Source organism: Cupriavidus sp. USMAA2-4 (assembly GCF_001854305.1).
Lineage (GTDB): Bacteria > Pseudomonadota > Gammaproteobacteria > Burkholderiales > Burkholderiaceae > Cupriavidus > Cupriavidus malaysiensis.
The window spans coordinates 969,344-992,636 of sequence record NZ_CP017749.1; the positions used below are offsets into that span (position 1 = coordinate 969,344).

General features: G+C 70.2%; 12 protein-coding genes. 6 read left to right on the top strand and 6 right to left on the bottom strand.

Translation table 11 applies throughout. The features are described from left to right. Positions 1 to 26: 26 nt before the first annotated feature. Entirely contained in the window at positions 27 to 2,348 is a 2,322-nt protein-coding gene (bglX, locus tag BKK79_RS24385; protein WP_084085621.1) for a beta-glucosidase BglX, read from the bottom strand. Between the two features lie 300 nt (positions 2,349 to 2,648). On the opposite strand from bglX, the gene BKK79_RS24390 reads away from it, so the two are divergent. Together BKK79_RS24390 and BKK79_RS24395 are read left to right on the top strand one after the other, a co-directional pair. After that, on the top strand, positions 2,649 to 4,220 hold the full coding sequence (locus tag BKK79_RS24390) for a glucan biosynthesis protein G (RefSeq protein ID WP_071040343.1): 1,572 nt from the start codon (positions 2,649 to 2,651) through the stop codon (positions 4,218 to 4,220). Positions 4,221 to 5,178: 958 nt separating this feature from the next. Further along, positions 5,179 to 13,068 (top strand): autotransporter-associated beta strand repeat-containing protein, encoded by a 7,890-nt coding sequence (locus tag BKK79_RS24395; RefSeq protein WP_071039100.1) that lies wholly within the window; start codon positions 5,179 to 5,181, stop codon positions 13,066 to 13,068. A 199-nt stretch (positions 13,069 to 13,267) separates the two neighbouring features. Here BKK79_RS24395 and BKK79_RS24400 read toward each other — a convergent pair whose 3' ends face one another. The 3 genes from BKK79_RS24400 to BKK79_RS24410 form a co-directional block, all read right to left on the bottom strand. Then, positions 13,268 to 13,642 (bottom strand): TraR/DksA family transcriptional regulator, encoded by a 375-nt coding sequence (locus tag BKK79_RS24400; RefSeq protein ID WP_071017951.1) that lies wholly within the window; start codon positions 13,640 to 13,642, stop codon positions 13,268 to 13,270. Between the two features lie 198 nt (positions 13,643 to 13,840). After that, positions 13,841 to 14,584, bottom strand: coding sequence for a glutamine amidotransferase (locus BKK79_RS24405; RefSeq protein WP_071039101.1), 744 nt, complete (start codon positions 14,582 to 14,584; stop codon positions 13,841 to 13,843). Further along, positions 14,581 to 15,492: a YggS family pyridoxal phosphate-dependent enzyme gene (locus BKK79_RS24410; RefSeq protein ID WP_197524042.1), complete on the bottom strand. Its 912-nt coding sequence runs from the start codon at positions 15,490 to 15,492 to the stop codon at positions 14,581 to 14,583. The genes BKK79_RS24405 and BKK79_RS24410 overlap by 4 nt, the downstream gene beginning before the upstream one ends. A 99-nt stretch (positions 15,493 to 15,591) precedes the next feature. On the opposite strand from BKK79_RS24410, the gene ptsJ reads away from it, so the two are divergent. After that, positions 15,592 to 16,920, top strand: coding sequence for a MocR-like B6 salvage transcription factor PtsJ (ptsJ, locus tag BKK79_RS24415; protein ID WP_071039102.1), 1,329 nt, complete (start codon positions 15,592 to 15,594; stop codon positions 16,918 to 16,920). A gap of 174 nt (positions 16,921 to 17,094) precedes the next feature. On the opposite strand, the gene BKK79_RS24420 is transcribed toward ptsJ, so the two are convergent. Then, on the bottom strand, positions 17,095 to 17,484 hold the full coding sequence (locus BKK79_RS24420; RefSeq protein ID WP_071022073.1) for a hypothetical protein: 390 nt from the start codon (positions 17,482 to 17,484) through the stop codon (positions 17,095 to 17,097). Positions 17,485 to 17,805: 321 nt separating this feature from the next. Between BKK79_RS24420 and BKK79_RS24425 the strand changes: the two genes are divergently transcribed. The 3 genes from BKK79_RS24425 to BKK79_RS24435 all read left to right on the top strand — a co-directional run bounded on the left by BKK79_RS24425 (position 17,806) and on the right by BKK79_RS24435 (position 21,131). Next, a complete protein-coding gene (locus BKK79_RS24425) occupies positions 17,806 to 19,185 on the top strand; it encodes an MFS transporter (protein WP_157128509.1) in 1,380 nt (459 codons plus the stop codon). A 97-nt stretch (positions 19,186 to 19,282) separates the two neighbouring features. Next, on the top strand, positions 19,283 to 19,852 hold the full coding sequence (locus tag BKK79_RS24430; protein WP_071017945.1) for an RBBP9/YdeN family alpha/beta hydrolase: 570 nt from the start codon (positions 19,283 to 19,285) through the stop codon (positions 19,850 to 19,852). Positions 19,853 to 19,967: 115 nt separating this feature from the next. Further along, positions 19,968 to 21,131, top strand: a complete 1,164-nt coding sequence (locus tag BKK79_RS24435) for a porin (protein ID WP_071017943.1) — start codon at positions 19,968 to 19,970, stop codon at positions 21,129 to 21,131. 253 nt (positions 21,132 to 21,384) lie between these two features. Here the strand turns inward: BKK79_RS24435 and BKK79_RS24440 are convergent, their stop codons facing one another. Next, on the bottom strand, positions 21,385 to 22,971 hold the full coding sequence (locus tag BKK79_RS24440; RefSeq protein ID WP_071017941.1) for an isocitrate lyase: 1,587 nt from the start codon (positions 22,969 to 22,971) through the stop codon (positions 21,385 to 21,387). Positions 22,972 to 23,293: the final 322 nt, after the last annotated feature.

Below are 23,293 nucleotides of genomic sequence, written 5' to 3' on the forward strand. Positions count from 1 at the left end.
GCCCCCTGCTCCCGTGACCCGGCGGATCAGCGCAGCAGCGTGAAGGTCCGCGCGCGCACGGCCTGCGAATCCAGCCCGACCTGCACGGTGAACTCGCCCGGCTCGGCCACATAGTCGAGCCGGTCGTTGAAGAATTTCAGCCTGTCCTCATCCAGCATGAAGCGCACCTGGCGGCTCTCGCCCGCCTTGAGGGCGATCTTGCGGAAGTCCTTCAGTTCCTTGACCGGCCGCACCACCGAGGCCGCCTCATCGCGCAGGTAGAGCTGCACCACGGTCTCGCCGTCGCGCGTGCCGGTGTTCTTGACGGTCACGCTGGCTTCGATGCTGCCCTGGCGCGGCATGGTGGTGGCCGACAAGGTGATCCCGGACAGGGCGAAATCGGTGTAGCTCAGGCCGTAGCCGAAGGGATAGAGCGGGCCGGATTCCTCCTCGAAGTACTGCGAGGTGTAGTTGGGCGGCTTGCCCGGCGTGAACGGACGGCCCAGGCGCAGGTGGTTGTAGTAGGTGGGGATCTGGCCGACCGAGCGCGGGAAGGAGACCGGCAGCTTGCCCGCCGGGTTGTAGTCGCCGAACAGCACGTCGGCGATGGCGTGCCCGCCTTCGGTGCCGGCATACCAGGTCTCCAGCAGCGCGTCGGCGTTGCCCTTCGCCCAGTTGAGGTCCAGCGGGCGGCCGTTCATCAGCACCACCACCAGCGGCTTGCCGGTCGCCTTGAGCGCCTGGAGCAGGGCCAGCTGGCTGCCGGGCAGCGACAGGCTGGTCCGGCTCGAGGCTTCGTGCGACATGCCGCGCGATTCGCCCACCGCGGCCACCACCACGTCGGCGCCGCGCGCCGCCTCGACCGCCTCGTCGATCATCTGCTGCGGCGGGCGCTTGTCCTGCACCACCTCCGGCTTGTCCCAGTTGAGGAAATTCAGGTAGTTCACCACCCGCTCGTCGTCGGTCACATTGGCACCGCGCGCGTAGACCACGCTGCCGCGCCCCGCCAGCGCCTCGCGCATGCCCTGCAGCAGGGTCACCGACTGGCGCGCCTTGGCCGCCGCCGACCAGCTGCCCAGGATATCGATGGGCGCGTCGGCCAGCGGCCCGACCAGCGCCACCGTGCCGCCCCTGGCCAGCGGCAGGGTGCGCTGGCGGTTCTCCAGCAGCACCAGCGAGCGGCGCGCGGCGTCGCGCGCTTCGGCGCGGTGCAGGCGGCCCTCGGCGTCGACGTCGGGCGGATCGTCGCGCGCGCTGCCGATGCGGCGGTAGGGGTCCTGGAACAGACCCATGTCGTACTTGACGCCCAGCACCTCGCGCACCGCCTCGTCGATGCGGGCGACCGGCACTTCGCCGGATCGCACCAGCGCCGGCAGCTCCTTCAGGTAGAGCGAATCGTGCATGCTCATGTCGACGCCGGCATCGATCGCCAGCCGCGCCGCCTCGCGGCCGTCCCTGGCCACGCCGTGGCGCATCAGCTCCTCGATGGCACCGTGGTCGCTCACGGTGACACCGTGGAAACCCCATTGCCCGCGCAGCAGGTCGCGCAGCAGCCAGCGGTTCGAGGTGGCCGGCACGCCGTTGATCGAGTTCAGCGCGATCATCACGCCGCCCGCGCCGGCATCGATGCCGGCACGATAGGGCGGCAGATAGTCCTGGAACATGCGCAGCGGGCTCATGTCGACGGTGTTGTAGTCGCGCCCGCCCTCGACCGCGCCGTACAGCGCGAAATGCTTGACCACTGCCGTCACGCTGTCGGCCCGCGCCGGCGAACTGCCCTGGAAGCCGCGCACGCTGGCGCGCGCGCACTGCGAGACCAGGTAGGGATCTTCGCCGAAGCCCTCCGAGGTGCGGCCCCAGCGCGGATCGCGGGAAATGTCGACCATCGGCGCGAAGGTCATGTCGAGTCCGTCGGCGCTGGCCTCGATGGCAGACACGCGCGCGCTGCGCTCGACCACGTCCATGTCCCAGCTTGCCGCCAGGCCGAGGCTGATGGGGAAGGCGGTGCGGTGCCCGTGCACCACGTCGTAGGCGAAGAAGATGGGGATCTTCAGGCGGCTGCGCTGCACCGCCGCGTCCTGCAGCGGCCGGTTGTCGGCGCGCGTGACCGAATTGAAGGTGCCGCCTACGCGCCCCGCCGCGATCTCCTCGATCAGGCGGGGCTGGGGCATGTCGGCGCCGATGCTGATCAGGCGCAGCTGGCCGATCTTCTCGTCCAGCGTCATGCGCTGCATCAAGGAGGCGATGAAGGCATCCTTGGCGGCGGCGGAGCCGCCCTGGTTGCCGCCGGCCGCGGCCGGCTCCGCGCCGGCCAGCGCCGGCGCTCCAAGCAGGCTGGCGGACAAGGCCAGCGTGGACAACAGTCTCATCAGGTCGGTTTCCCCGGTGACGGTGACGGTGACGGTGACGGCGCCGGACACGCCCGCCCTCGCGCACGCCCCGTATGCCCCGTATGCCCCGTATGCCGGCTTGCGCGCGGCCCGGCGGGACACACGGCGGCAAGCGTTACTTTCTGCACTTTCCTTGTGCGCAGTTTACCCCTATTAAACTAGGGGCTTGCCGCGCGGCCGTCCGGGCCACCCACCCGCCGCAGCCGCCGGCATGCGTTTTCACCTGCCTTCCTGGAGAGATCCGTGCTTCTTGCCGCCTTCGCCGCAACGCTGCGCCCCATGATGCGCCCGACGATGCGCGCGCCCCTGCAGACGCTGACGCTGGCCCTGTCCGTGCTGTGCGCCGCACATGCCCACGCCTTCTCGCTGGACGACGTACTGGCCCGCGCCCGTACCCTGGCCGACCAGCCCTACCAGGCGCCGGCCAACAACCTGCCGCCGGCCTTCCGCCAGATGCAGTTCGCCGACTACATCAAGATCCAGCCGCGTCGCGACCAGATGGAGTGGAAGGACCAGGGCACGCCATTCCGGCTGGCCTTCTACCACCAGGGCATGCAGTTCAGCAGCCCGGTGCGCATCAACGAGATCGTCGGCGGCGCGGTGCAGGAGATCCGCTACGACCCCGCCCGCTTCGATTTCGGCGACCTCAAGCTCGACAAATCGGCCACCGCCCGGCTCGGCTACGCCGGCTTCCGCGTGCTGTACCCGATCAACCAGGCCGGCAAGGACGACGAGATCATGAGCGTGCTCGGCGCCAGCTACTTCCGCGTGGTCGGCAAGGGCCAGGTCTACGGCCTGTCCGGGCGCGGCCTGGCGATCGACACCGGCCTGCCGGTGGCCGAGGAATTCCCGGCCTTCCGCGAGTTCTGGCTCGTGCGCCCCGCCGCGCGCGACAAGCAGCTGGTGTTCTACGCGCTGCTCGACTCGCCGCGCGCCACCGGCGCCTACCGCTTCGAGCTGACCCCCGGCCTCACCACCTCCGACACCACCCTCAAGGTACAGGCGCGCATCCTGATGCGTGGCCCCGTGGCCAAGCTCGGCGTGGCGCCGCTGACCAGCATGTTCCTGTTCGGCCCCAACCAGCAGCGCGACCCCTACAACTACCGCCCGGCCCTGCACGACTCCAACGGCCTGGCCATCCACACCGGCGGCGGCGAATGGCTGTGGCGCCCGCTCAACAACCCGCGCCAGCTTGCCATCAGCACCTTCCAGGTGACCAATCCGCGCGGCTTCGGCCTGTTGCAGCGCGGCCGGGCGTTCTCCGCCTTCGAAGACCTGAAGGACCGCTACGACCTGCGCCCGAGCGCCTGGATCGTGCCCGAGGGCGACTGGGGCAAGGGCAAGGTCGAGCTGGTGGAGATTCCCACGCCGGACGAAACCAACGACAACATCGTCGCCTTCTGGACGCCGGACACGCTGCCGCCCAAGGGCCAGCCGCTGCGCGCCGACTACACCATCCACTGGACCCTGGACGAGCGCGCGCTGCTGGACCAGAAACTGGCCTGGGTCAAGCAGACGCTGCGCAGCGCCGGCGAGGTCATGCAGCCCAACCTGATCCGCCACCTGGACGGCAGCATCGGCCTGACCGTCGACTTCGAGGGTCCGGTGCTGGCGACGCTGCCGGCCGGCACGCCGGTCCAGCTCCAGCTCAGCGCCGGCGACAACGCCGAGATCCTGGAGCAGACGCTGCAGCCCAACCCGCCCATCCAGGGCTGGCGCAGCCAGCTGCGCCTCAAGGTCAAGGATCCGCAGAAGGCCGTGGAGATCCGCGAGGCCCTGGTCTCGGGCGGCCGCACGCTGAGCGAGACGTGGAGTTATCAGTTGCCGCCGAACTCGGTGCCTGCCCGGTAGGAGGAACCTCAACAAGCGCCTCGGGCAGCACCTGGCGCCGGATCCCGGCGCCGCGCCTCCTCCACGGGCTCCGCGCCACCACCGCCAACGGCCCGCCGCGCTGCGCGGGCCCTGTGCAGGCCGCGCGGTCCGTCCGGCCAGCGGCGCCAGCTCTCCCCTGTCTTTTCCTTCACTTCCAGCCCAGCCCTCCCTTCGTCCGTAGGGGGTAAATCGCGGCTTCCGGGCATTCCAATGTGATAAAAATAATACAAAGACTATAAATAGCACTTCGCGGTAATTCGAATACTCCCGTGCATGCTTCACGGGGTTTTGTTCCGGCGACATGGCTGTCGCCGCCTGCGGGCCGGGAAGCCCATGCGGGGAAAGCGATCGATGTCGAAGGCCAGCGCTAAGACGGGCCCGGCGACAGGAACGTCATCCGTGCGGCAGGCGAAGCGCAACAACACAGTACAAGCCAACGCATGGCGATCGCATCGGTTCCGGCGGCTCCGCGCCGGCCCGGACAAGGCGACCGTACCTGCGAGCGAAGAACAAGATAACGGGTAAGCCGGTCGTTCCGGCGGCATCCCGCCCGCGCCCCCATCCGGCGACGCGGCGCGGCCGCTGCGATCGACCGATTCTGGTTTCAAGGGGGTTAGCTTGATCGATATTCACCTGCCACGGCATCCCGCGGTGCCAACCGGACCTGGCCGCGCCACGGCGCACCGGCTCATCGCCACGGCGCGACGGACCGCCCGTTTCGCCATCCCTCTCCAGCACCCACCCTCAGCACTGCCGGCATAAGCCCTCGGCATCCGCCGACCTCTTCGCGTGACGCGAGAGGCCGGGGCCGACGCGCGCCGGTGGCCTGACAGGCCCCGCCTTTTGCTACCCGTGCCAGGCACGGGCGGCTGCGCTCGTCCCGCGATTCGCTCACGCCTCGACAGATTCAAGACACCAAGACAAAGCGAGTGGAATCATGAACAAGACATACCGCCTCATCTGGAGCAAGCGGCATAGCGCCTATGTCGCCGCCTCCGAACTGGCCAGCGCGCACGGCAAGGATGGCGGGGGCACGACGGCGGCACGGCCGGCGCTGGCTCCGGCGCGCGTGCAGGGTCGGCTGTTCGCCCTGAAGCGGCTTGCCGGCGCGGTCCTGCTCTCGTGCGGCTTCGTCGCGCTGGCGGGCGCGACACCGGTGCTGGTGACGGAGAATCCGTGGGGCACCACCGACGACCAGACCGCGATGAATGCCGCCTACGGCATCAACAACTGGACGCTCTATACCAATTACGCCAGCGCGACGACGAATGTCGGGTCGATCTTCAACAGCAGCACCCGCTTCGTCATGCTGGAAGGCAGCGCGAACACCGATATCGACCTGAGCGCCTTCCTGAGCGCCAACTCGTCGACCATCCTGGGCTGGGTCAACAGCGGCGGCAGCCTGCTGCTGCAATCGGCGGGCTGGGATACCTCGATCACGTTCGGCGGCGTCACGCTGAACCATGGCGACGGCTACGCTTCCAGCTCCGGCAGCCTGACGCAGGCCGGCCTCAGTCTGTTCACCTCGACACCGATCGGGGCGACCGGCCGCATCGGCGGCTACCTGGCCCACGACACGGTCACCGCCTCCGGCGGCATCACGCTGACCAGCTATGTGCAGGGCCAGACGGATGGCTTCGGGCTGCAGCCCATCGTTGCCGGATACCAGTACGGGCAAGGCTACCTGATGTACAGCGGCCTGACCGCCTTCAGCTTCCACTCCGCGGCGAACGGCAGCGCCCTCGGCGCCGACGGCCCGAGCTGGCTGGTGAACATGATCGGGGCGACCCCCGGTCCCGTGGCCACCGACATCACCGGCGCCGGTTCGCCCCATGCGGCCTCGGGCCTGGCGGGCGGCTCGCTGAACCCGGCCTTCGACGGCGGCACGCTGAAGATGGATACGGCCCAGGGCGCCTACGGGCAGAACTTCACGCTCAACGCCAACGGCGGCACCATCGACCAGAACGGCAACGGCTCCACCTTCAGCGGCGTGATCGCCAACGCGGCCACCGGAGGCGGCACGCTGACCGTCACCAACAGCGGCACCGGCGGCTCGGTGACGCTGACCGGGGTCAACACCTATACGGGTGCCACCGCCATCGACAGTGGCGCCACGCTCGCCCTGGCCGGTGCCGGCAGCATCGCGGCCTCGTCCAAGGTCACCGACAACGGCACCTTCGACATCTCGGGCACCAGCAGCGGCGCGTCGATCCAGTCTCTGGCGGGTAACGGCCTGGTCTCGCTGGGCGGCAAGACCCTGACGCTGACCAACGCCAACGACACCTTCGGCGGCGTGATCGCCGGCGCGGGCGGCGTCACCGTCAACGGCGGCACCGAAACGCTGTCGGGCACCAATACCTACACCGGTGCCACCACCATCGGCAGCGAAGGCACCCTCGCCCTGTCGGGCAACGGCAGTATCGCGGCCTCGGCCAAGGTGACGGACAACGGGACCTTCGACATCTCGGGCACCAGCAGCGGCGCCTCGATCCAGTCGCTGGCCGGCAGTGGCCTGGTCACGCTGGGCGGCAAGACCCTGACGCTGACCAACGCCGCCGACACCTTCGGCGGCATGATCGCCGGCGCGGGTGGCGTCACCGTCAACGGCGGCACCGAAACCCTGTCGGGCGCCAACACCTACACCGGTGCCACCAGCGTCGGCAGCGAAGGCACTCTCGCCCTGTCGGGCAATGGCAGCATCGTGGCGTCATCCAAGGTCACCGACAACGGTACCTTCGATATTTCCGCCACCACCAGCGGCGCTGCGATCCAGTCGCTGGCCGGCAATGGCCTGGTCACGCTGGGCGGCAAGACCCTGACGCTGAGCAACGCCGCTGACACCTTCTCCGGCGTCATCGCCGGCAGCGGCGGCCTCACCGTCAACGGCGGAACCGAAACGCTGTCGGGTACCAACACCTACACGGGTGCCACCACCGTCGGCAGCGAAGGCACCCTCGCCCTGTCGGGCAACGGCAGTATCGCCAGCTCCAGCAAGGTCACCGACAACGGTACCTTCGATATCTCGGCCACCACGAACGGCGCCTCGATCCAGTCGCTCGCCGGCAATGGCCTGGCTTCCCTCGGCGGCAAGACCCTGACGCTGACCAACGCCAACGACACCTTCGGCGGCGTGATCGCCGGCTCGGGCGGCGTCACCGTCAACGGCGGCACCGAAACCCTGAGCGGCGCCAACACCTACACCGGTGCCACCAGCGTCGGCAGCGAAGGCACTCTCGCCCTGTCGGGCAATGGCAGTATCGCGGCGTCGTCCAAGGTCACCGACAACGGCACCTTCGACATCTCGGCCACCACCAATGGTGCGTCGATCCAGTCGCTGGCCGGCAGCGGCAATGTCGCCCTGGGCGGCAAGACCCTGACGCTGACCAACGCCAATGACACCTTCGGCGGCGTCATCGCCGGCTCGGGCGGCGTCACCGTCAACGGCGGCACCGAAACGCTGAGCGGTTCCAACACCTACACGGGTGCCACCACCATCGGCAGCGAAGCCACCCTCGCCCTGAGCGGCGCCGGCAGCATCGCGGCCTCGTCCAAGGTCACCGACAACGGCAGCTTCGACATCTCCGCCACCACCAATGGTGCGTCGATCCAGTCGCTCGCCGGCAATGGCCTGGCTTCCCTCGGCGGCAAGACCCTGACGCTGACCAACGCCAACGACACCTTCGGCGGCGTCATCGCCGGCTCGGGTGGCGTCACCGTCAACGGCGGCACCGAAACCCTGTCGGGCGCCAACACCTACACCGGTGCCACCACCGTCGGCAGCGAAGGCACTCTCGCCCTGTCGGGCAATGGCAGCATCGTGGCGTCATCCAAGGTCACCGACAACGGTACCTTCGATATTTCCGCCACCACCAGCGGCGCTGCGATCCAGTCGCTGGCCGGCAATGGCCTGGTCACGCTGGGCGGCAAGACCCTGACGCTGAGCAACGCCGCTGACACCTTCTCCGGCGTCATCGCCGGCAGCGGCGGCCTCACCGTCAACGGCGGCACCGAAACGCTGAGCGGTTCCAACACCTACACGGGTGCCACCACCATCGGCAGCGAAGGCACCCTCGCCCTGAGCGGCAATGGCAGTATCGCCAGCTCCAGCAAGGTCACCGACAACGGCAGCTTCGACATCTCCGCCACCACGAACGGCGCCTCGATCCAGTCGCTGGCCGGCAGCGGCAATGTCGCCCTGGGCGGCAAGACCCTGACGCTGACCCATGCCAACGACACCTTCGGCGGCGTGATCGCCGGCTCGGGCGGCGTCACCGTCAACGGCGGCACCGAAACCCTGAGCGGCGCCAACACTTACACCGGTGCCACCACCGTCGGCAGCGAAGGCACTCTCGCCCTGTCGGGCAATGGCAGTATCGCGGCGTCGTCCAAGGTCACCGACAACGGCACCTTCGACATCTCCACCACCACGAACGGCGCCTCGATCCAGTCGCTGGCCGGCAGCGGCAATGTCGCCCTGGGCGGCAAGACCCTGACGCTGACCAACGCCAATGACACCTTCGGCGGCGTCATCGCCGGCTCGGGTGGGGTCACCGTCAACGGCGGCACCGAAACCCTGAGCGGCGCCAACACGTTTACGGGTGCCACCACCGTCGGCAGCGAAGGCACTCTCGCCCTGTCGGGCAATGGCAGTATCGCGGCGTCGTCCAAGGTCACCGACAACGGCACCTTCGACATCTCCACCACCACGAACGGCGCGTCGATCCAGTCGCTGGCCGGCAACGGCAACGTCGCCCTGGGCGGCAAGACCCTGTCGCTGACCCATGCCAGCGACACCTTCTCCGGCGTCATCGCCGGCACCGGCAACGTGGTCGTCTATGGCGGCACGCAGACCCTGGGCGGCACCAACACCTACACCGGCCTCACCGGCGTCGATACCGGCGCGACCCTGGCCCTGAGCGGCACCGGCAGCATCGCCGCCTCCCAAGGCCTGATCGCCCTGGGCACCTTCGACATCTCCGGCACCAGCCAGGGGGCCACGCTGCAGGCGCTGGCCGGCAACGGCAATGTGGCGCTGGGCAGCCAGACCCTGACGCTCAGCAACGCCAGCGACGCCTTCGACGGCGTCATCGCCGGCGCGGGCGGCCTCACCGTCAACGGCGGCACCCAGGCCCTGGGCGGTGCCAGCACCTACACCGGTGCCACCACCATCGGCAGCGGGGCCACCCTCGCCCTGACCGGCGCCGGCAGCATCGCGGCCTCGTCCAAGGTCACCGACAACGGCACCTTCGACATCTCCACCACCACGAACGGCGCGTCGATCCAGTCGCTGGCCGGCAGCGGCAATGTCGCCCTGGGCGGCAAGGCCCTGACGCTGAGCAACGCCAATGACACCTTCGGCGGCGTCATCGCCGGCTCGGGTGGGGTCACCGTCAACGGCGGCACCGAAACCCTGAGCGGCGCCAACACTTACACCGGCGCCACCACCATCGGCAGCGAAGCCACCCTCGCCCTGAGCGGCGCCGGCAGCATCGCGGCCTCGTCCAAGGTCACCGACAACGGCAGCTTCGACATCTCCGCCACCACCAATGGTGCGTCGATCCAGTCGCTGGCCGGCAGCGGCAATGTCGCCCTGGGCGGCAAGACCCTGTCGCTGACCCATGCCAGCGACACCTTCTCCGGCGTCATCGCCGGCACCGGCAACGTGGTCGTCTATGGCGGCACGCAGACCCTGGGCGGCACCAACACCTACACCGGCCTCACCGGCGTCGATACCGGCGCGACCCTGGCCCTGAGCGGCACCGGCAGCATCGCCGCCTCCCAAGGCCTGATCGCCCTGGGCACCTTCGACATCTCCGGCACCAGCCAGGGGGCCACGCTGCAGACGCTGGCCGGCAACGGCAATGTGGCGCTGGGCAGCCAGACCCTGACGCTCAGCAACGCCAGCGACACCTTCGACGGCGTCATCGCCGGCGCGGGCGGCCTCACCGTCAACGGCGGCACCCAGGCCCTGGGCGGTGCCAACACCTACACCGGCGCCACCACCATCGGCAGCGAAGGCGCGCTGGCCCTGAGCGGCAGCGGCAGCATCGCGGCCTCGGCCAAGGTCACCGACAACGGCATCTTCGATATCTCCGCCACCACCGGCGGCGCGTCGATCCAGTCGCTGGCCGGCAGCGGCAGTGTCGCGCTGGGCGGCAGGACCCTGACGCTCAGCAACGCCAACGACACCTTCTCCGGCGCCATCGCCGGCGCGGGCGGGGTCACCGTCAATGGCGGCACCGAAACCCTGAGCGGCGCCAATACCTACACGGGTGCCACCACGATCGGCAGCGGCGCCACCCTGGCGCTGTCGGGCAACGGCAGCATCGCCGCGTCCGGCAACGTGATCGACAACGGCGCCTTCAGCATCGCCGCCACCAATGCCGGCGCGGCGATCCAGAGCCTGTCCGGCAATGGCAGCGTCGACCTGGGCAGCAAGACGCTGGCCCTGGTCAACGCGAGCGGCACCTTCGCCGGCACCATCGGCGGCAGCGGCATGCTGGCCGTCACCGGCGGCACGCAGACCCTGTCGGGGGCCAATACCTACAGCGGCGGCACGCTGGTCAACGGCGGCGCCACGCTCAAGGTGTCGGCCGACGCCAACCTCGGCACCGGCACGCTGGCGCTGAACGGCGGCACATTGCAGAACACGGCCACCTTCTCCAGCGGCCGGAACGTGGTGCTGGGCCGCAGCGGCGGCACCTTCAATACCGATGGCGCCACCACGCTGACGCTGAACGGCAGCCTGTCCGGCAGCGGCATGCTGACCAAGGCCGGCACCGGTACGCTGATCCTGGGCGGCGACAACGCCGGCGCTCCGGCGCACACGCCCGGCACCGGCTGGACCGGCGGCCTGACCATCAATGCGGGCCTGGTCGAGGTCACCAATCCGTGGGGCCTGGGCTGGGGCAACGTGATCGTCAATGGCGGCACCATCAACACCACCGTCAACATCCTGACCGGCCAGACCATCGCGCTGGGCGGCGGCACCAACGTCAACACCGCAGCCGGGACCACCACCACCCTGTCCGGCACCATCGGCACCGCCTCCTCGGGCAGCGGCTGCTTCGTCAAGAGCGGCCAGGGCACGCTGGACGTGACCGGCAGCGCGACGCTGTCGAACGGTACCTGCGTGCAGCAGGGCACGCTGCTGGCCAACGGCACCATCAACGGCGATGTCGACGTGACTTCCGGCGCGCGGCTCGGCGGCGCGGGCACCATCCAGGGCACGGTCAACGTGCAGGGCACGCTGTCGCCCGGCAACTCGCCCGGCTACCTGACCGTGGCCGGCAGCGTCAACATGCTGTCCGGCAGTACCTACCAGGAAGACATCTCGGGCAAGCTGCAGGCCGGCCCCGGCACGCCGATCGGCACCCCGGGCTACTACTCCTTCCTGCGCGTGACCAACGGCGGCCAGTTCTCTATCGCCGCCAACACCACGCTGGCGCCGCGCCTGAGCAACCTGTTCTCGCCCAGCGAGGCAGGCTACGGCAGCGCGGCCTACAAGCCGGTGCTGGGCGACACCTTCCGCATCGTCACCGCCGACGGCGGCATCTCCGGGCGCTTCGCCACGCTGGCGCAGCCCGGCGGCATGAGCGACGGCACGCGCTTCGCGGTGTTCTACAACACCTTCGGCAGCAACAGCATCGACCTCAAGGTCCTGCCGACCTCCTACGCGCAGTGGCTGGCCGGCGGCAACCGCAACGCCGTCACCGCGGGCGGCGTGCTGGACCGCATCCTGGGCAGCGACCAGGCCGGCACCGCCACCACGGCGCAGGACAAGCTGCTGTACGTGGCCGCCAGCCAGAACGCGGCGACGCTGCCCGGCTTCGCGCGCGCCCTGGCCGGCGAGGTGCACGCCGCCATGGCCGCGGCCGCGCCGCAGGCCGGCCTGCGCGTCAACAACACGGTGATCCGCCAGCTCGGCGACACCAGCGTGCTGGGCGCGGCGCCGGCCACCACCACCGCCACCACCGCCACCGCCACCACCAGCGAGCCGGCGCGCCGGCGCGGCCTGTGGGTGGACATCGGCGCCGACCATGGCCGCTGGGACGGCGACGGCAGCGCCTCGCAATTCACCACCAACCGCTCGCAGTTCGTGCTGGGCGCGGACATGCTGGGCGGCGAGTCGACCCGCTTCGGCCTCGGCTTCGCTTACACCAACACCAACGTCGGCGCCACCGGCGGCTCGGGCTCGGTCGCGGAGTACATGGGCTTCGCCTACGGCCAGGGCACGCTCGGCCCGGTGGTGGTGGACGGCATGGCCGGCTTCGGCAGCAATGACTGGAATACCCAGCGCGCCGATCCGACCGGCCTCTCCAGCACCGCGCTGAAGACCGACGCCAGCGGCAACAGCACCCAGGTCGGGATCGGCCTGCGCACGCCGCTGGCGCTGGGCGCGACCACGCTGGAGCCGTTCGCCCGCTTCCTGTGGCAGAAGAGCACGCGCGGTGCCACCGACGAGGGTTCGGCCACGCCGGCCGCGCTCAGCCTGGGCCGCTACGACGCCACCGGCAACCGCGTCACGCTGGGCCTGACGGCACGCTCGGCGCAGCGCAGCCCGCTGTCCGACACGCTGACCTACCAGTTCAGCGCCGGCATCGGCCGCGACAACGGCAACCTGGCGCAGACCACCGTGCAGGCCAACCTGGCCGGCTACAGCATGGGCATCGTGTCACCGCAGGTGGGCCGCCTGTTCGGCCAGGCCAGCTTCACCGGCACGCTGCGCCTGGGCAAGCAGGCCTACGCCTACCTGGGCCTGAACGGGGAAGTGCGCCGCGGCAAGAACGACGTCGGCGTCAACGGCGGCCTGCGCGTCGCCTTCTGATCCCGACCGGTCCGGCATGCCTGCCCGTCCGCCGCCCGGCGGGCGGGTGGGCAGCCTCCCCGAGGGCCTCGGGCCGCGGCCCCCCCCGCTGCGGCACGGGCCTGGCGTTCCGCGCCGTGAACACCACGAACGCCATGAACACCACGAACGCTGTCAGCGCCGTGAGCGCCGTGAGCGCCCGTCAGCGCCGCCAGCACCCTCAGCGCTGGCGGCCGCCCGCCAGCGCCGGCGCCGCTTCCCGCGCGCGCTGGCAATCCATGCAGCGCCTGGCCGTCGGATAGGCCAGCAGGCGCGGCGGCGGGATCTCCTCGCCGCACTCGATGCAGAAGCCGTAGGAGCCGTTGGCAAGGCGTTGCCGCGCCGCGCTGATATCGGCCAGCTCCCTGCGGGCATGCGTCTCCACCGCTTCTCCCATGCGCAGGTCGGTGTCGCGGTCGGCCTGATCGGCCTGGTCGCTGGGCTCCGGCGACGGCGGCGCGGCGGCCGATGCGGTCAGCTGCGCGCGCGCGCGCAGTTCCGCCTGGTCCAGCAGGCTCGCCACGCGGGCGAGTTCGGCGTCGGTCAATGCGGTCATCACGGTCCCCTCGGCGGATCGGCCTCCGATGCCCCTCATTGTGCGCCCCTGGCGCGCCGCCGGCTTGGGCTTTGTCTTGGCGAACGAGCGGCAGCCATCACTCGGGCACCGCCACGAACCGCAGGCAGCACATGCCGGCGCGTCGCTTCCGGCACACCCGCCCGGCCCTCGGGCGGGCGGCGCGGCCGGACGGCCTGATCAAGGCCCCGGAGCCGGCCGGACGGGAGCCGGCGCCGCCGCATCCTCGGCCTCGAAACCGTCCAGCCAGGCACCAAACACACGTTGCGCCGCCGCGGCCAGCGCCTGCCCGTGCGCGATGGCCTGGGCGCGCAGCATGCGTGGGTCGATGCCGGCCAGCTCCAGTTCGCAGGCATGGCCGAGCAGCCAGCCTTCGATGGTGCCGGCATCGGCCTCCAGGTGGCACTGCAGGCCGAGCACCCGGGGCCCGACGGCGAATGCCTGGTTGGGGCAGGCCGCCGTGCCGGCGAGGCACTGGGCGCCATCGGGAATGGCGAACTGGTCACCATGCCAGTGCAGCACCGCGGCCCCCTGCAGGCCGGCCAGCGCCGAAGCCTGCCCTGCCTCGCTCAAGGCGAGCGGCGCGAAGCCGATCTCCTTCACGCCCATCGGACGCACCGCCGCGCCGAGCGCGCGCGCCATCAGCTGGGCGCCGAGGCAGATGCCCAGCAGCGGGCGTCCGGCCTCGAGGCGCACGCGCACGGCCCGCAACTCCGCGGCCAGCCAGGGATAGCGCGGCTCGTCGAAGGCGCCGACCGGGCCGCCCAGCACCACCATCAGCGCCGGCGACAGCACGTCGAGCGCGGCGAGGTCGTCGCCGGCAGGGTCGACGTAGCGCACGTGATAGCCGCGCGCGCGCAGCAGCGGCTCCAGGGTGCCGAGGTCTTCGAAATGGATGTGGCGGATGGCGAGGACGATCTTCATGGCAGGAGCCTCGGGTTCGGATGGATGCCGGCGGCGCCGACGGGATGCGCGGCGTCCGGGTCGGAAGCCGGGTCGCGGATGGCGTCCGGGCCGGGGCCCGTGCCCGTGCCCGGCCAATAGTAGTGGTCCGGCGTGGCGCGCGCGCCGTAGATGGCCTGGCCCACGCGCACCACGGTGGCGCCCTCCTCGATGGCAATCTCGAAGTCGCCGGACATGCCCATCGACAGCTCGTCCAGCGCGATACCGTCGGGCGCCTGCTGGCGCAGCCGGTCGCGCAGGGTGCGCAGGCTGGCGAAACAGGCGCGCACGCGCTCCGCCTCGCCCGACAGCAGCGCCAGCGTCATCAGGCCGCGCACGCGCAGCGCGCCGAAGGCCGGCAAGGCGCGCAGGAAGGCCCCGACCTGCCCGGGCGGCAGCCCGTACTTGCTGTCCTCGCCCGAGGTATTGACCTGCACGAACACGTCGAGCGCGCGCCCCTCGGCCTGCAGGCGCCGGTCCAGCACCTCGGCCAGGTGCAGGCTGTCGAGCGCCTGGAACTCGTCGGCGAAGCGCGCCACCACCTTGGCCTTGTTGCTCTGCAGGTGGCCGATCACCGACCAGCGCAGCCCGGGCAGGTCGGCCAGTGCCGCCTGCTTGCGGCTGGCTTCCTGCACCTTGTTCTCGCCCAGCATGCGGCAGCCGGCCGCATAGGACAGGCGGATACGCGCCTCGTCCACCGTCTTGCTGACCGGCAGCAGGCGCACTTCGGCGGGATCGCGGCCGGCGCGCCGCGCGGCGGCCGCGATGCGGGCCCGCACCTCGGCCAGGTTACGGCGGAAGTCGTCGACCGTGCGGGCGTGCGGATAGAGGCCGTGGTGTTCGTGCCGGGTCGGCGTGGGGAACGGGGATGGATCGGGCGGAGCAGGCAAGTCGTGGTCCTCCAGCACGTGGCGGCAGCCTCGCGGCGGGATGCCGGAGACGGCCGTGTAGAATGTCCTGTGCCAAATTATATATTGTCATAGGACAAAATGGATATTTCCGGGAAGACTGCGGCCGAGATCTTCGACAACGTGCGCCAGCAGGTGCTGTCCGGCCGCCTGCGGCCGGGCGAGGCGCTGCCGCCGGTGCGCGAGCTGGCGGCACGGCTCGACGTCAACCGCAACACGGTGGCCGCCGCCTACAAACGCCTGGTCACGGCCGGGGTCGCGCTGACCCAGGGCCGGCTCGGCACCGTGATCCGCCACTTGACCGAGGCCGGCGAGCAGGAAGGCACGGCGCCCGGCAGCGCGCTGGCCGACCTGGCCGGCGGCAATCCCAACCCCGCCTGGCTGCCCGACGCGGCGGCGGCGCTGGCGGCCCGGCCCTGGCGCCCGCGCTTGTATGGCGAGACGCTGGTCGACGCGCCGCTGGCGCAGCATGCGCAGGCCTGGTTCGCCCAGGACTGTCCGCCCGGCTTCGCCGTCGACCTCAGCTACGGCGCGGTCGACGCGATCGAACGCCTGCTGGCCGCGCACCTGGTGGCGGGCGACAAGGTGGTGGTGGAACACCCCTGCTTCCTGGGCAGCATCAACACGCTGCGCGTGGCCGGCCTGCAGGCGGTGGGGGTGCCGGTCGATGCGCAAGGGCTGCGCGCCGATGCGCTGGAAGCGGCGCTGGAGGCGGGCGCCCAGGCCGTGATCCTGACCCCGCGCGCGCACAACCCGACCGGCTGCAGCCTGAGCGCGGCGCGCGCCCGCGCCTTGCGCGACGTACTGGCGCGCCATCCGCACGTGCTGCTGGTGGTCGACGATCACTTCGCGCTGCTGTCGGCCGCGCCCTACCATGACGTGATCCCGCCGGCGGCGCAGCGCTGGGCCCTGGTGCGCTCGGTGTCCAAGGTGCTGGGGCCCGACCTGCGGCTGGCCTGCATCGCCTGCGACCCGCACACCTCGCAGCGGCTGCGCCTGCGGCTGGCGCCGGGCACGCAGTGGGTCAGCCACCTGCTGCAGGACATCGTCGCGCGCTGCCTGTCGTCGCCGGCGGTCGCCGGCCGGGTTGCGCAGGCCCGCGACGACTATGCGCGGCGGCGTGCCTGGCTGGCGCGGGCGCTCGCCGCGCAGGGCCTCATGCCGGATGCACCGGATGCACCGGACGCAGCGGCCACGCCGGCCGACGGCCTGAACCTGTGGCTGCCGCTGGCCGCCGACAGCCAGCCGCTCGTCCTCGCGCTGGCGCGCCGCGGCTGGCTGGTGCGCAGCGGCGAGCCGTTCGGCGTGGCGGCGCCCGCGCACGGGCTGCGCATCACGGTGTCGACGCTGGAGGAAGAGGATGCCGGGCGCCTGGCGCTCGATATCGCGCGCTGCCTGGCCGAGGCCTGACGATACGAGGCGGCGCAGCGGCGCCGGCATGAGGGCCGGCGCGGCGCGGGAATGAAGGAAGGAGCAGGAAGGAGTGGGAAAGAGCCGGACCAAAGGAAGAGGAAGGGCGTGGCCGGCGCCACGCCCGGAGCGGCCACCACGCGGCGCGGCCCCGGAAGAGCGGGCCGCGCGCCCTCAGTCGTCACCGACCTTGCGCGACTTCCAGCGGCCGTCCGCCTGCTTGCAGAACCAGCCGGTCCACTCGTCGTGGCTGCTGCCGCGCGTCAGTTCCGCCTTGAGGCGGCGGCACGACTGGCCCTGGTCGGTCTTCGAACGCAGCGGCGTGATGCTGGCCTCGACGGCCTCGCGGCCACGGCGCGCGGGGGCGCTCCAGGCCGACGGCGCGCCGTCCTCGCCGTCGGTCAGCACCTTCAGCACAGCCTTGGCGAACGAGGCAGCCTCGGCCTTGTTCATCGATCCGACCACGGTGTTGTGGATGAAGTTGTCGAAATAGGCAAACGCGGGGCTGGCCACGGTCAGCGGCAGCAGGCAGGCCGCCACCGTCAGTGCACGTCGCATGGGCATGGGCATGGAAACTCCTGAATCTGGGACTGGGACTGGGCGGGCACGGAGCCCGCGGGCCCCCGAGTTTACTCCACGGCTTCGCGCGAAGTGAAGCAAGGTGCGCCAGGCCGCGCGGCGCCGCCCGCGCTGTGCGGCCAGCGTCTCGGCGTTTTCCCGCACTGTCACCGTATGCAAAGAACTTGTCCCGCAATGTCAAACCATCTTTGACCTATCCCCGATACTCCCAGCCACCGAACGCGCACGCCACCACCGGCGGATGCGCAGCCGAAGCGCCGGGCCTCGCGCCACATACATGGCGCCGGCCTGCCGAGAGGAGCTGACATGCTGGGACAACATCCGAATCGTGCCGCCATGGCCGCCGGCGCCGAGCGCGCCGCAGCCAACGCGGCTTCCAGGGCGGCCGAGGCCACGGCCGGCGGCGCGGCCAGGCGCTGGTATCCGTGGCTGGTCTTCGCGCTCAGCTTCGCCCTGCTGCTGTCGGACTACATGTCGCGCCAGGTGCTCAACGTGGTCTTCCCGCTGCTCAAGGCCGAATGGGCGCTGAGCGACACGCAGCTGGGCGCGCTCGGCGGCGTGGTCGCGCTGATGGTGGGCGTGCTCACCTTTCCGCTCTCCATCCTGTGCGACCGCTGGGGCCGCGTGCGCAGCCTGGCCTGGATGGCGGCGATGTGGAGCCTGGCCACGCTGGGCTGCGCGCTCGCCACCAACTTCGGCGAGATGTTCCTGGCGCGGCTGTGCGTCGGCGTCGGCGAGGCGGCCTACGGCAGCGTGGGCATCGCCCTGGTGCTGTCGGTCTTCCCGCGCCACCTGCGCGCCAGCCTGAGCGCCGCCTTCATCGCCGGCGGCGCCTTCGGCTCGGTGCTGGGGATGGCGCTGGGCGGCCTGCTGTCGTCGCACTTCGGCTGGCGCTGGGCCTTCGCCGGCATGGCGCTGTTCGGCCTGGCGGTCGTTGCGCTGTTCCGCCTGTGCATCACGGAGTCGCGCGTGCTGGCGCAGCGGCGGGCCCTGGGCGAGGAAGAGGCCGCGGCCGCGGCCGCCGCCCCCGGCCGGACCGCGCTGCGCCCGCTGCTGGCCGCCCTCTTCTCGGCGCCGTCCATTCTCTGCGCCTACGTCGGCAGCGCGCTGCAGCTGCTGGTGATGAGCGCCCTGCTGGCCTGGATTCCCAGCTTCCTGTCGCGCTACTACGGCATGGCGACCGATCGCGCGGGCGTCACCGCGGCCGGCTTCGTGCTGGCTGGCGGGACCGGCATGATCGCCTGCGGCGCGCTGACCGACTGGCTGGCCCGCCACGCGCCGGCGCGCAAGTGGCTGGTGTCGATCGCCTATAGCGCGCTGTGCTGCGTGCTGCTGGCCGTGGCCTTCCGCCTGCCGGCGGGCGGCGCGCAGCTCGCGCTGCTGGGCGCCGGCATGCTGCTGGTGGGCGGCACCGCGGGTCCGGCCAGCGCCATGGTGGCCAACCTCACCGACCCGCGCATCCACGGCACCGCCTTCGCCACGCTGACGCTGGCCAACAACCTGCTCGGCCTCGCGCCCGGCCCCTTCCTCACCGGCATGCTGTCCGATCACATCGGCCTGCTCGCCACGCTGCAATGGATTCCGCTGGCGGGACTCGGCGCCACCGTGGCCTTCGCCCTCGGCCGCCGCCACTACGCGGCCGACCTGGCGCAGCTGCAGCGCCGGCGCGCGGCACGCGCGGGCTGAGCCATCGCTCCACCGAGCCACACCGAGCCACACCGAGCCACACCGATCCGCACCACCACCCGGACATTCCGGACACCCGAAGCATCCCAGGCATTCCATGACGTTCGATCCCGCCCTCACCTTCCTCCTGGTACCCGGCCTGCGCGACCACGTGCCCGAGCACTGGCAGACCCTGCTGCAGGCACAACTGCCGAACGCCCGCTCGGTGCCGCCGCTGGAGCACGACAAGCTCAGCCGCGACGCCCGCGTGGCCGCGCTCGACGCCGCGCTGGCCGACATCGACGGCCCGGTGGTGCTGGTGGCCCACAGCGCAGGGGTGATGATCACCGTGCACTGGGCCGCGCAGCACCGGCGCCCGATCCACGCCGCGCTGCTGGCCACGCCGCCGGACTTCGACCAGCCGCTGCCGGCCGGCTATCCCGACAAGGCCGCGCTCGAAGCGAACGGCTGGCTGCCGGCACCACGCGCGCCCCTGCCCTTCCGCAGCCTGGTGGCGGCCAGCCGCAACGACCCCCTGGCCGCCTACGAACGCGTGCGCGGCATGGCCTATGCCTGGGGCAGCCGCCTGGTCGACCTGGGCGAGGTGGGCCACCTGAATCCCGCCGCCGGCTACGGCCCGTGGCCGCAGGCGACGGAGCTGTTGGCCGAGCTGCTGGCCGACGGCTGAGGCGCGCCCGACTGCACGCGCCGACACGGCCGCGCGGCAGGCCGCGCGATGGCCGCGCCCGCCCCGACCCCAACAATATTCCCCCACCACATCGAAGAAGGAACGAGGAGACACCATGCCATTGAAGAAGGCCGCCCTGGCCGCCCTGATCGCCTGCCCGGCCCTGGCCAGCGCCCAGTCCAGCGTCACGCTCTACGGCGTGGCCGACATCAACGTCGAGTTCGCCAACCATGTCGGCGCGATTCCCTCCGCCGCCAACGGCTTCAACCCCGGCACCTCCAACAGCGTCTACCGCATGGACTCCGGCGGCCTGTCCGGCTCGCGCTGGGGCCTGCGCGGCACCGAAGACCTCGGCAACGGCCTCAAGGGCGTGTTCGTGCTGGAAAGCGGCTTCAACCTCGACACCGGCACCTCGCAGCAGGGCGGCCGCCTGTTCGGCCGCCAGGCCTACGTCGGCGTGCAGTCGGCCACGCTCGGCCAGATCAGCCTCGGCCGCCAGTACACCTCGATGTTCGAGGCCCTGGCCAACTTCGCACCGGCCGCCTACGCGACCCAGTACGAACCCGTCGTGCTGCAGTCCGGCGCCAACTTCCGCGAGGACAACACCGTCAAGTACACCGGCCAGTTCGGCCCCGTCACCGCCCTCGCCCACTTCTCCTTCGGCACCGGCCTGGCCCTGCCGCAGACCGGCGCCTCCGCCATCGCCGTCGGCGGCAACGGCGAGGTCCCCGGCGCCTTCCGCCGCGACTCCGCCTACGGCGCCGCCGCCACCTATATGGCCGGCCCCCTCGGCATCGCGCTCGGCTACGACCAGTGGAATCCCACCATCGGCACCGGCAGCGGCACCTTCCGCAAGGCCGCCGTCGCCGCCAGCTACACCTTCGGCCCCGCCAAGGTCATGGGCGGCTACCGCTGGGGACAGAACAAGAACGCCGCCGGCGCCGGCATCGCCCGCGACGACTTCTACTGGGTCGGCGCCAACTACCAGGTCACCCCGGCACTGGGCCTGACCCTGGAGTACGACTACGACAAGGTGCACAACCTCTACGGCAGCACCCAGGTCGCCAATCCGTGGCAGGTCGCGCTGGTGGCCGACTACAACCTGTCCAAGCGCACCGACGTCTACCTGTCCGCCGCCTACGCCCGCAATGCCGGCCTGACCCTGGACTCGGTGGCCACCGCCTATGCCACCAGCCTCTCGCTGGGCAACAGCTACGCCCTGGCCAGCGGCCAGAACTCCATGGTGGGCGTGGCCGTGGGCGTGCGCCACAAGTTCTGATCCCGGGCAGGCGCCGCTGCGCGCGGCGCCCGCCCCGCCGTTCCCTGCTCGACCTTGGCGCCGCCGCTCGGACTTCGTCCGGTGGCGGCCTTTTTCGTGCGGCGGCGGCAGGATCGGGCGTGAGGCGTGAAGGTTGAGGGGTGTTCTCTCTGGCCACAAGAAGACGTTCGATGAGCGCCCCGGCGAACGATCCCGCCGGACAAAAAAAAACGCCAACCCGCGATGGGTTGGCGTTTTGCTTCGGGTATGACGATTACGAGAACTGGTTCATCGTGTTGTCCTTGCCCGCTGCCTTCAGGGCTGCTTCGCCGCTGAAGTACTCCTTGTGGTCGTCGCCGATATCCGAGCCGGACATGTTCTGGTGCTTGACGCAGGCGATGCCCTGGCGGATTTCCTTGCGCTGCACGCCAGCCACGTAGCCCAGCATGCCCTGGTCGCCGAAGTATTCCTTGGCCAGGTTGTCGGTCGACAGCGCGGCGGTGTGGTAGGTCGGCAGCGTGATCAGGTGGTGGAAGATACCGGCTTCGCGCGATGCATCGGCCTGGAAGGTGCGGATCTTCTCGTCGGCGAGCTTCGCCAGTTCGGTCTGGTCGTATTCCACGCTCATCAGCTGGGCGCGGTCGTATGCCGACACATCCTTGCCCGCAGCCTTCATCGCGTCATAGGCCTGCTGGCGGAAATTCAGGGTCCAGTTGAACGACGGGCTGTTGTTGTACACCAGCTTGGCGTTCGGGATGACCTTGCGGATCTCGCTGACCATGCCGCCGATCTGCGCGATATGGGGCTTTTCGGTTTCGATCCACAGCAGGTCGGCGCCGTTCTGCAGCGACGTGATGCAGTCGAGCACGCAGCGCGCTTCGCCCGTGCCGGCGCGGAACTGGAACAGGTTGCTCGGCAGGCGCTTCGGACGCAGCAGCTTGCCGTCGCGCTTGATGACCACGTCACCGTTGCCCAGCTGGTCGGCCGACAGTTCTTCGCAGTCGAGGAAGGCGTTGTACTGGTCGCCCAGGTCGCCCGGCGTGTTGGTCACGGCGATCTGCTTGGTCAGGCCGGCGCCCAGCGAGTCGGTACGGGCCACGATGATGCCGTCGTCCACGCCCAGTTCCAGGAAGGCGTAGCGGATCGCGCGGATCTTGGCCAGGAAGTCCTCGTGCGGCACGGTGACCTTGCCATCCTGGTGGCCGCATTGCTTCTCGTCGGACACCTGGTTCTCGATCTGGATGCAGCAGGCACCCGCTTCGATGAACTGCTTGGCCAGCAGGTAGGTGGCTTCCGCGTTGCCGAAACCGGCGTCGATGTCGGCGATGATGGGCACGACGTGGGTGACGTGGTTGTCGATCTTCTGCTGGATGGCGGCCTTGGCGGCGGCATCCTTGGCAGCATCCAGCTCGCGGAACAGGCCACCCAGTTCACGGGCGTCGGCCTGGCGCAGGAAGGTGTACAGCTCGCGGATCAGCGCGCTGACGGAAGTCTTCTCGTGCATCGACTGGTCCGGCAGCGGGCCGAACTCCGAGCGCAGCGCGGCGACCATCCAGCCGGACAGGTACAGGTAGCGGCGTTCGGTGCTGTTGAAGTGCTTCTTGATCGAGATCATCTTCTGCTGGCCGATGAAACCGTGCCAGCAACCCAGCGACTGGGTGTACTTGGACGGGTCGGCGTCGTAGGCGGCCATGTCGGCACGCATGATCTTGGCGGTGTACTTGGCGATGTCCAGACCCGTCTTGAACTTGTTCTGGGCACGCATGCGGGCGGCATACTCGGGGTTGATGGCATTCCACGCGCTGCCGTGGTTCTCCTTCAGACCAGCAACTGCCTTGATGTCGTCTTGATACTGGGACATTTGAATTTCCTAAGAGTGAAGCGCGTTTGAGAGAAATCGCGGGTGCCGCTACGGGTGCCGAAGCAGGATGTCGAAGCAAGCAGCGTGAAGTCATTGTATGGCGTTCTTGGTGCGTTGCGGCGAACTCTTATATAAGACATAAGACTTGCTTTATCCTTATTTTTCAATGAGATAGCAACAAGATCCTGCGATGTGGAACACGTTTTCAAGAGCCGAAAAGCCAAGACGGGAAAAATCCGGCCCGGATTCCACAATATGAAAAGCGCTTTCAGTTCTCGGAGAATGGGCCCGCGCGGATGGCTCGGGCAACGATAGCGGGAGG

Bases quoted from the DNA above. Each gene is read 5' to 3' on its own strand.
- bglX (WP_084085621.1), bottom strand. From the start codon at position 2,348: ATGAGACTGTTGTCCACGCTGGCCTTGTCCGCCAGCCTGCTTGGAGCG.
- BKK79_RS24390 (WP_071040343.1), top strand. From the start codon at position 2,649: ATGATGCGCCCGACGATGCGCGCGCCCCTGCAGACGCTGACGCTGGCC.
- BKK79_RS24395 (WP_071039100.1), top strand. From the start codon at position 5,179: ATGAACAAGACATACCGCCTCATCTGGAGCAAGCGGCATAGCGCCTAT.
- BKK79_RS24400 (WP_071017951.1), bottom strand. From the start codon at position 13,642: ATGACCGCATTGACCGACGCCGAACTCGCCCGCGTGGCGAGCCTGCTG.
- BKK79_RS24405 (WP_071039101.1), bottom strand. From the start codon at position 14,584: ATGAAGATCGTCCTCGCCATCCGCCACATCCATTTCGAAGACCTCGGC.
- ptsJ (WP_071039102.1), top strand. From the start codon at position 15,592: ATGGATATTTCCGGGAAGACTGCGGCCGAGATCTTCGACAACGTGCGC.
- BKK79_RS24420 (WP_071022073.1), bottom strand. From the start codon at position 17,484: ATGCCCATGCGACGTGCACTGACGGTGGCGGCCTGCCTGCTGCCGCTG.
- BKK79_RS24425 (WP_157128509.1), top strand. From the start codon at position 17,806: ATGCTGGGACAACATCCGAATCGTGCCGCCATGGCCGCCGGCGCCGAG.
- BKK79_RS24430 (WP_071017945.1), top strand. From the start codon at position 19,283: ATGACGTTCGATCCCGCCCTCACCTTCCTCCTGGTACCCGGCCTGCGC.
- BKK79_RS24435 (WP_071017943.1), top strand. From the start codon at position 19,968: ATGCCATTGAAGAAGGCCGCCCTGGCCGCCCTGATCGCCTGCCCGGCC.
- BKK79_RS24440 (WP_071017941.1), bottom strand. From the start codon at position 22,971: ATGTCCCAGTATCAAGACGACATCAAGGCAGTTGCTGGTCTGAAGGAG.